This is a genomic window from Streptomyces viridosporus, from assembly GCF_002078235.1.
GTDB classification, from domain to species: Bacteria; Actinomycetota; Actinomycetes; order Streptomycetales; family Streptomycetaceae; genus Streptomyces; species Streptomyces viridosporus.
In genome coordinates this window covers 1-8,157 of the sequence record NZ_MSGP01000396.1, presented here as the reverse complement: position 1 = coordinate 8,157, position 8,157 = coordinate 1, and the positions used below count along the sequence as shown (strand labels likewise).

General features: G+C 71.8%; 9 protein-coding genes. 1 reads left to right on the top strand and 8 read right to left on the bottom strand.

The genetic code is table 11. The features are described 5' to 3' along the window. From B7L92_RS26645 to B7L92_RS26610, 8 genes are all read right to left on the bottom strand, one after another. The coding region (locus tag B7L92_RS26645; RefSeq protein ID WP_081239928.1) for a Gfo/Idh/MocA family protein at nt 1–1,229 on the bottom strand (1,229 nt) is incomplete at its 3' end. Between the two features lie 480 nt (nt 1,230–1,709). Next, nucleotides 1,710–2,045: a TcmI family type II polyketide cyclase gene (locus tag B7L92_RS26640; protein ID WP_004991628.1), complete on the bottom strand. Its 336-nt coding sequence runs from the start codon at nt 2,043–2,045 to the stop codon at nt 1,710–1,712. A gap of 27 nt (nt 2,046–2,072) precedes the next feature. Further along, complete coding sequence (locus tag B7L92_RS26635; RefSeq protein ID WP_081239927.1) at nt 2,073–2,555, bottom strand: SRPBCC family protein; 483 nt, start codon at nt 2,553–2,555, stop codon at nt 2,073–2,075. Between the two features lie 2 nt (nt 2,556–2,557). Then, entirely contained in the window at nt 2,558–2,818 is a 261-nt protein-coding gene (locus B7L92_RS26630) for an acyl carrier protein (protein WP_081239926.1), read from the bottom strand. A 28-nt stretch (nt 2,819–2,846) separates the two neighbouring features. Beyond that, nucleotides 2,847–4,103, bottom strand: coding sequence for a ketosynthase chain-length factor (locus B7L92_RS26625; protein WP_081239925.1), 1,257 nt, complete (start codon nt 4,101–4,103; stop codon nt 2,847–2,849). Continuing rightward, nucleotides 4,100–5,368 (bottom strand): beta-ketoacyl-[acyl-carrier-protein] synthase family protein, encoded by a 1,269-nt coding sequence (locus B7L92_RS26620; RefSeq protein ID WP_081239924.1) that lies wholly within the window; start codon nt 5,366–5,368, stop codon nt 4,100–4,102. The genes B7L92_RS26625 and B7L92_RS26620 overlap by 4 nt, the downstream gene beginning before the upstream one ends. Continuing rightward, nucleotides 5,365–5,715: a cupin domain-containing protein gene (locus tag B7L92_RS26615; protein ID WP_438364024.1), complete on the bottom strand. Its 351-nt coding sequence runs from the start codon at nt 5,713–5,715 to the stop codon at nt 5,365–5,367. Before B7L92_RS26615 ends, B7L92_RS26620 begins: the two co-directional genes overlap by 4 nt. A gap of 189 nt (nt 5,716–5,904) precedes the next feature. Beyond that, complete coding sequence (locus B7L92_RS26610; RefSeq protein ID WP_081239922.1) at nt 5,905–7,029, bottom strand: SchA/CurD-like domain-containing protein; 1,125 nt, start codon at nt 7,027–7,029, stop codon at nt 5,905–5,907. Nucleotides 7,030–7,262: 233 nt separating this feature from the next. Here B7L92_RS26610 and B7L92_RS26605 point away from each other — a divergent pair. Then, a partial coding sequence (locus B7L92_RS26605) for an FAD-dependent monooxygenase (RefSeq protein WP_174704020.1) occupies nt 7,263–8,157 on the top strand: 895 nt, incomplete at its 3' end.

Here is an 8,157-nt window from a genome sequence, read left to right as displayed (position 1 = left end):
GCATGGACTACGTACTGCAGTACGTAGTCCATGCCGCCGTGGCCGCCGTTGTTCGCGGCGTCGTCGCCGACCTTTCGCCACAGCCAGTGGTCGAACTCCTTGCGGTAGTCGGCGAAGTCGCGCCAGGCGTGGCCGCCGTGGTCCGGTTCGAGGTAGACGCGCGCACCGGTCGGGGCGGGCCCCGCGTAGTCCTCGACGATGCCGCGGCTGCCGGCGAGGGTGTTGATCCGGCTGTACGGCCGGGGCGCACTCACGTCGTGCTCGGCCCGGACGGTCCGGCCCTTCTCCGTCTCGATCATGCAGGTGACCAGGTCACCGTTGATGTACGTCTCCCTCCAGGAGGGGTGGTCCCTGGGGACGAAGCGCTCGCGGTAGTCGGCCAGCCCCCTCGGGGCGGTCGCGGTGGCGCGCAGGGTGGTCATCCGGTCGCCGCGGTTGATGTCCATGGCCGCCGCGATCGGGGCCAGTCCGTGCATGGGGTAGAGGGAGGCGGTGCTGCGGGTGTGCCAGCGCCGCCGCCAGGCGTCGGTGTAGTAGGTGTCGGAGAAGAGCAGTTCGCGCAGGTCGTGGAGGTAACCGCCGTGGCCGTGGGTGAGTTCTCCGAACAGACCGGCGTGCGCCATCCTGAGCATGGCCAGTTCATTGCGGCCGTAGCTGCAGTTCTCCGCGAGGAGCAGGTGCCTGCGGGTGCGCTCGGAGGTGTCGACGAGGTCCCACAGCTGACGCAGTTCGGTCGCGACGGGGAGTTCCACCACGGCGTGCCTGCCGCTCAGCAGCGCCGCCCTGCCGTGTTCGTGGTGGAACTCCCACGGCGTGGCGACGTACACCAGGTCGATGTCGTCGCGCTCGAGCATCCGGGCGTAGGAGTCGGCGGAGCCGCCGTACTCGGCGGGGCGCGGGGCGCCCTTGCCCACCAGCCGGTCGGCGGCGCGTCTCGCGCGGTCGGCGCGGATGTCGCAGACGGCGGTCACGGTGCAGCCGGGCACGGCCGCCCAGCCCGTGATCATGCCCGAGCCCCGGTTGCCCAGGCCGATCACACCGACGCGGACGGTTCTGTGGACGTCGAACGGTACGCCGATCATCGACTTCTGTCCGGGCCTGCGCCGGGGCGCCCGCCCGGTCGCGGCCGCCGCGGCCGGGGCCGCGGCGGTCACCCCGGCCGCGAGCGCGCCGGTGGCGACGGCTCCGCCCAGAACCAGTCGACGTGGGACAGCGGGTGTTTCGGACATGACGGCAACACTCCTCGGTGGGATGGCCCGCATCACTGCCGGTGCACTCTCGGGACTGTCGGGGGACGACTCTGCGGGTTCGGTGAGTGCATGTCAATACGTGCTCGATGAGGAGCTGTTCCGAGCAGGTTCGAGCATCCGGGGCGCCGCCCCGTCGGCCGGTGTCCCGACCGCGCACCGCGTGCGGCCCGGGGAATCGGTCCGGAAGGCCGTGGACGCGGCGGAGCCGGGGACACCGTCCTCCTCGCGGAGAACGGGCTGGGGACCGCCGGGACCGACCGCCTGACGACCCCGCAGGTGACCGCCGGGAGGAACGGCCGGTCCGCATCTGTCTCCGCACCTTCGAGCGCGCTGTTCCCGGCTGAAGTCTCCGACCGGAGTCCCCGGCCGGACGGCACGCACGGCCGCAACCCCGAGGCCGCCGGTTCCGCGACTGACGCGGGGCCGGCGGCCTCGGGGTTGGTGCGGCGGGCGCCTGGCTCAGGAGCCGGCGTTCCGCTCCCAGCGGTAGAAGCACTGGGCCATGGCGTCCTTCGGACTGCGCCACGTGGCCGGGTCGTACGCGCTGACGTACGCCTCCAGCTGCTCGCTGACACGGCGGAACTCGGGGTGCGAGGCCACCTTCGCGATGGCGGGCGCCGGGTCCTGCTCGGACTCGATGAGGTGCAGGTACACGTCGTCGCCGAACTGGAAGAGGCTGCGGCGGTCGACGCCCACCAGGTGGGGGAGCTCGCCCCGGTCGGATGCGGCGAACACGTCGGCGATCTTCGGCGCCGAACCCGGTTTCATCCGGGCGACGATGAGGGCGTGGTGCATCGGGTGGGTCCTTTCCTGGTCGGGCGCTCAGCGCGAGGAGGCGACGGACGCGCCCTCGCGCTCGCCGGCGGCCTGCTCGATCCGGTCCCGGATGAGGGCCATCTGCGTGCGGGAGTTGCGGTTGATGTTGTCCGTCATCCACGCGTCGTCGACCGGGGCGTCGGGCTTCATCGCGAAGTCCTGGATCCAGCGCATCCGGACGCCGTCCGGCAGCTCCGCGTACTCCCACAGGATGTTCATGTGCGCGAAGGGCCCGGTCTCGACGCGGCGGGCACGGACGATCCGCTTGTCGCGGTCCGGGGTGCGCTCCGACACCCAGCTCCACACCTTGCCGTTCTCGTCCGGGTGCATCGTCAGCCGGAACGTCGTCGTGGCGCCCTCGTGGGAGAGCACCTCGACCGAGGCGTACTCGCTGAACAGGTTCGGCCAGTTCTCGAGGTCGTTGGTCATCTCCCAGACGAGGTCGAAGGGAGCGTCGATGGTGATGCTGTTCTCGGTGTGTCCGACCACTTTCAGGCTCCAGCCGTGAGGGTGCTGTTGACGAGGTCCAGGAACTCCCGGGGTGTCCTGCAGCGCTCCGAGTCGGGGGGGAGCGACCGGCCGTGCCGGTTCTCCAGCTCGCCGACGATGCCGAGCAGGCCGAGCGAGTCGAGCCCGAAGGAGTCGAAGGGGGAGTCCGAGGCCTGCTCGAGCTCCTGGGGGTCGACGGTGATGCCGGCCGCCTTCTTCATCAGGGCGGCCAGTTCGCCGAAGGTCATCTCAGTGGTGATCATGGGTGTGTCTGCTCCTTCCCACCCGGTCCTACCGGGCGGATTCGCCGGCACGGCGCACTACCAGCGCCGCGTTGGAGCCCATCAGTCCCCTGCTCAGGACGAGGGCCGTGCGCAGCTCGGCGGGGCGAGCGCGCGACATCACCAGGTCGAGGTCGTGGCAGATGTCGGACACGTTGGGTGTGGGCGGCACCTGGCCGTGTTCCATGGCGAGCACCGCGGCCACCGTGTCCAGCACCGGCGCCGCGCAGTGGGCTCGCCCGATGCCGGTCTTGGGCGCGGTGACGGGCACACGGGTGCCGTGCGCGCCCAGGGCGTCGGCGATCGCCAGCGCCTCGGCGCGGTCCGCCTCCGCGACGCCCAGGGCGTCGGCGAACACGACGTCGATCTCCTCCGGGGCGCAGCCCGCCTCGTCGAGGGCGCCGCGGATCGCGCGGGCGAGGCCCTCCCGGGACTCCTCCCAGCGGGAGGCCCCGGTGAAGGTGGCGGCATGACCGGCCACGGTGGCCCGGACGGTCGCTCCGCGCTCCCGGGCCCGGTCCTCGTCCTCGACGACGAGCAGGGCGCCGCCCTCGGCGGGAACGAAGCCGCAGGCGTCCGCGGTGAACGGACGGTAGGCGCGGTCGGGGTCGTCGACGGTGCTGAGCTCGGGGTAGCCGAGCTGGCACACCATCGAGTAGGGGGCGAGGGGCGCCTCCGCGGCGCCCACGATCATCGTGCCGGTGCCGCGCTGCACCGCGCGGGCCGCGTGCGCGAGGGCGTCGAGACCGCCCGCCTCGTCGCTCGCCACCACCCCGCACGGCCCCTTGAAGCCGCCGCGGATGGAGATCTGGCCGGTGCTCGCCGCGTAGAACCAGGCGATGGACTGGTACGGGCCGACGAACTTCGAGCCCTGTCCCCACAGCTTCTGCAGCTCGCGCTGGCCGAACTCGCCGCCGCCCGACCCGGCGGCGGTCACCACCCCGACGGAGAACGGCTCCGCGGGGTCGCCGCTGCCGAGGCCGGCGTCGTCGAGGGCGAGGGCGGCCGCGGCCATCGCGAAGTGGCTGAACCGGTCGGTCTGGACCAGGAACCGGTCCTCGATGAGGGCCGACGCGTCGAAGGCCCGGACCTCGCCCGCCACACGGAGCGGCAGGTGGTCGCAGCCCTCGCGGGTGATCCGGTCCAGTACCGGGACGCCCTCGCTGACGGCCTTCCAGTAGGCGTCGGGCCGCTGTCCGTTGGGCGCGATCACACCGATGCCGGTGACGGCCGCGCGCCGGGGGCGCTGAGTGCGCTGAGCTCTCATCGGTTCCTCCCGCCCGGCCCGGTCAGCAGCACCGCGGACTGGAAACCGCCGAAACCGCTGCCCACGGAGAGCACGTTGTCCAGCTTCCGCGAGCGGGCGGTGCGCGGCACGTAGTCCAGGTCGCACTCCGGGTCGGGGGTCTCGTAGTTCGCCGTCGGCGGCACCACCTGGTGCTTCATGGCCAGGACGCAGGCGACCACCTCGATGGCGCCGATCGCGCCCAGCGAGTGCCCCACCATCGACTTGATGGAGCTCATGGGCGTCTCGTAGGCGTGCGCGCCCAGGGAGCGCTTCACCGCGGCCGTCTCGTGCCGGTCGTTCTGCCGGGTGCCGGAGCCGTGCGCGTTGACGTAGTCGATCAGCGTGGGGTCGATCCGGGCCTGGTCGAGCGTGGTGTCGATCGCCCGGGCCATCTCCACTCCCTCACTGGTCAGACCGGTCATGTGGTAGGCGTTGCCGTAGGTGGCGTAGCCGCTGAGCTCGCAGTAGATCTCCGCGCCGCGGGCCCGGGCGTGCTCGTACTCCTCGAGGACGAGCACCGCCGCGCCCTCGCCCATCACGAAGCCGTCGCGGTGGGCGTCGAACGGCCGCGAGGCGTGCTCGGGGTCGTCGTTGTTGGGCGAGGTCGCCTTGATGGCGTCGAAGCACGCCATCGTGATCGGTGAGATCGGCGAGTCCGACGCACCCGCGATGCAGACGTCGGCCCGGCCCTCGGCGATGGTGTGGAAGGCGTAGCCGACCGCGTCCAGCCCCGAGGTGCAGCCGGTGGAGACCGTCTGCACCGGGCCCCGGGCACCGAACTGCTCGGCGACGATCGAGGCGAGCGTGCTCGGCTGGAACGCCTGGTGCAGCTTCGGCTCGGCCGCCCGGTGGTCCACGTCCCAGCGCCGGCCGTGCTCGCTGACCAGGACGTAGTCGTGTTCCAGGCGGGTGGTGCCGCCGACCGCGCTGCCCAGACTGACCGCCGTGCGCCAGGGGTCCTCGGCGGCGATGTCGAGCCCGGCGTCCCGGACGGCCTCCCCGGCGGCGACCGCCGCGAACTGGATGTACCGGTCGGCGTGCTGGCACAGGTCCACGTCGAGGCCGTACTCGTACGGGTCGAAGTCGCACTCGGCGGCTATGCGCGAGCGCAGACCCGCCGGATCGAACAGGGTGATGCCCCGGGTCGCGGTGCGGCCGGCGGAGAGGAGGTCCCAGAACGCCGGTGCCCCGATGCCGCCGGGCGCGACCACGCCCAGGCCGGTGACGGCTATCCGCCGGGTCATTTCACGGCTCCGCTGGGCTCGGACGGACGGCCCTGCTCCGGCCCGCCGACCGTCAACTGCGGTCCCGCCTCCGCGCCTTCGGTCTCCTCGGTGTCGACGTGGCCGAGGCTCGGGTGCGGGGCGAGCGGACCCAGGTGGAAGACCATGCGGGCCTCCTGGTCGCCGACGTTGCGGAAGCGGTGCCGCATGTCGACCGGGATCATCAGCCCCTGGTCGGCCCGGAGCGCGAACGGCTCGCCGTCCAGGTCCACTTCGAGCGCGCCGCTGACGACGTACACGAACTCCTCGGAGTACGGGTGGTAGTGCTCGCCGATGCGCTCGCCGGGCTGGATGATGGCCAGTCCCATGAAGCCGCTGGTCGACCCCACGGTCGCCGGCGTGAGCAGGGTCCTGAGGTCACCTCCGCGCCTTCGGTTGGGCTCCGTCTCGCTCAGGTCCACGATGCGTGGGTGCTGCTTGGACATGGTTGATACCTCCGGGTGGGAGCGGTGACGTCCGGGCCGGGGCACGGCCGCGGACGTCACCGCGGTCGACGCTCAGGAATCCGCCGACCTGCGGTCGGTGACGGGCATCATGTCGGCGTGCGCCAGGAGCCGGCGCAGGTTGCGCTCCGAGTCCAGGGAGCCCTCGACGCCGATCGCGGCGCCGTCCAGGAGCCGCTCCAGTTCGGCCGCCGCTCCCGCGCCCTTGATGGCCAGGGCGGCGGCGGGGTCGGCATCGATCTCGCCGGTGATGTCGATCTGGCGGGTCACGATGTCGTCGCGCTGGAAGACGGTGCTCGCGTACACCGGGCTGTCCGGGTCGTTCGCCGCGGCCTCGTCCTGACGGGCGAGGAACCGGGCCATCTCCAGGCCGCGGCCCGCCACGGCCGGGTAGAACAGCATGTGCCGCCGCAGGTGGTCGGGTTGCGGGCGACCCGCCGTCACGTGCTGCATGGCCGGGAGCGCCGCCCGGGTGAAGAACACCCGCGCGGAGTCGGCGTCGGTCAGGTCCGGGCCCTGCTCCACATAGGGGTTGATGGCGTCTTCCACGGCCTGTGCCTCGGGCTGACGGGCCACATGGCACAGCGTGGCCAGGAGGTCGCCCTCCACCTCCATGGCCCGCACGACGCGGTTGCCGTGCATGAAGAGCGACGTGCGGTGCAGCCGTGTGACGCCGTCGATCCGCGTCTCGGGCGACTTGTGGTCGGCCAGGAGCTCCGCGACCTTGGACTCGGAGCCGGGCTTGACGGTGAAGGTGAGGGCGTGGCGGGTCACCCCGACGCCCACGCGGGCCGCCTTCTGGAGCCCCGCCTCCGCCTCCTCGGGGGCGAGCGGCCGTTCCGGGTGGGTCTCGCGCAGGACGCTGTAGCGCATCGACCGGGTGTCCCGGACACAGCTGTGCATCGGCCGGACGATCTGGATGTGCTCCTCGCTGTTCACCCACGCGAGGAACGGCAGGGCGCTCTCCCACTCACTGGTGATCAGCCACTGCGAGGGGTTCTCGATCGACTGGCAGAGCTGGTCACTGATGTGACCGGGGACGGAAGCGACCTTGCTGCGCATGTGCTCGTACGCGTCGAGGAACTGCTCCTGGGCGCCCTCGTACAGATCGAGCAGCAGGATCACCCGCAGCCTCGAGCCGTCGAACGCCGACTGCGATATACGTGCCGACATGGTCATCCGGCGCACCTCTCCTCTTCATCGGAAGGTCAGGAACGACCGCCGTGTCCGGAGGGCCGGGGTCGCCATGAGTAGATCGTTGACGCGACTCTCCGGTGTGCGCGAGCGACACGGGGCAGGTGGGTGAACCGCATGCCATCCGGGTGCCGCCGGGACGCGAACCGGCCCGCACCGGGCATGAAAAGTGCGTCCCCATTTCCCAGCCCGTCGAGGGCGACGCTGGAGGCGTTTCAATGAATCGAACGGATACGGCCGGACGGGCGGAGCACCGCACGCCGGTCCTCATCGTCGGCGGCTCCCTGGTGGGTCTGTCGATGTCCCTGTTCCTGGGGCGCCTGGGTGTGCCGCACACGCTCGTCGAACGCCACGCGGGCACGTCGATCCACCCGCGCGGGCGGGGGAACAACGTGCGCACCATGGAACTGTTCCGGACGGCCGGTCTCGCGCAGCGCATCGACCGGGCCGCGTCGGTCCTGGCGGGCAACCACGGCATCCTGCAGACCCCGAACCTGGTGGACGACGCCGGTGAGTGGCTGCTCCAGGAGATCGACCCCGGCGGCGGGATCGCCCGCTTCAGCCCCAGCGGGTGGTGCCTGTGCAGCCAGAACGACCTGGAACCGGTGCTCCTCGAGGGAGCCCGCGAGCTCGGCGGGGACCTGCGCTTCGCAACGGAGATGATGTCCTTCGACCAGGACGCCGAAGGAGTGACGGCGCTGGTCAAGAGCCGGGAGACCGGCGAGCACACCCGGATCCGGGCGGACTACCTGGTCGCCGCCGACGGGCCGCGCAGCCCCGTCCGCGAGGCGCTGGGCATCGGGCAGAACGGCCCGGGCGACCTGTTCCACAACGTGAGCCTCACGTTCACCTCCCGGGGCCTCGCCGACTACGTCGGGGACCGGCGGTTCATCGTCTGCTACCTGACCAACCCGGACGCCGACGGAGCCCTGCTGCCGGTCGACAACCGGGAGCACTGGGTGTTCCACGCCCCCTGGCACCCCGAACACGGCGAAACCCTCGAGGAGTTCACCGACGAGCGGTGCGTCTCCCACATCCGGCGGGCCGTCGGCGTGCCAGGCGGCCCTGCCGGTGATCGTCACGTCGAGGTCCGGCACGCCGACGGCCCGCCGG

Excerpts from the sequence above, each read along its gene's own strand:
- B7L92_RS26640 (WP_004991628.1), bottom strand. The coding sequence starts at position 2,045 with ATGCACCACGCCCTCATCGTCGCCCGGATGAAACCGGGTTCGGCGCCG.
- B7L92_RS26630 (WP_081239926.1), bottom strand. The coding sequence starts at position 2,818 with ATGATCACCACTGAGATGACCTTCGGCGAACTGGCCGCCCTGATGAAG.
- B7L92_RS26625 (WP_081239925.1), bottom strand. The coding sequence starts at position 4,103 with ATGAGAGCTCAGCGCACTCAGCGCCCCCGGCGCGCGGCCGTCACCGGC.
- B7L92_RS26620 (WP_081239924.1), bottom strand. The coding sequence starts at position 5,368 with ATGACCCGGCGGATAGCCGTCACCGGCCTGGGCGTGGTCGCGCCCGGC.
- B7L92_RS26615 (WP_438364024.1), bottom strand. The coding sequence starts at position 5,715 with ATGGGACTGGCCATCATCCAGCCCGGCGAGCGCATCGGCGAGCACTAC.
- B7L92_RS26610 (WP_081239922.1), bottom strand. The coding sequence starts at position 7,029 with ATGACCATGTCGGCACGTATATCGCAGTCGGCGTTCGACGGCTCGAGG.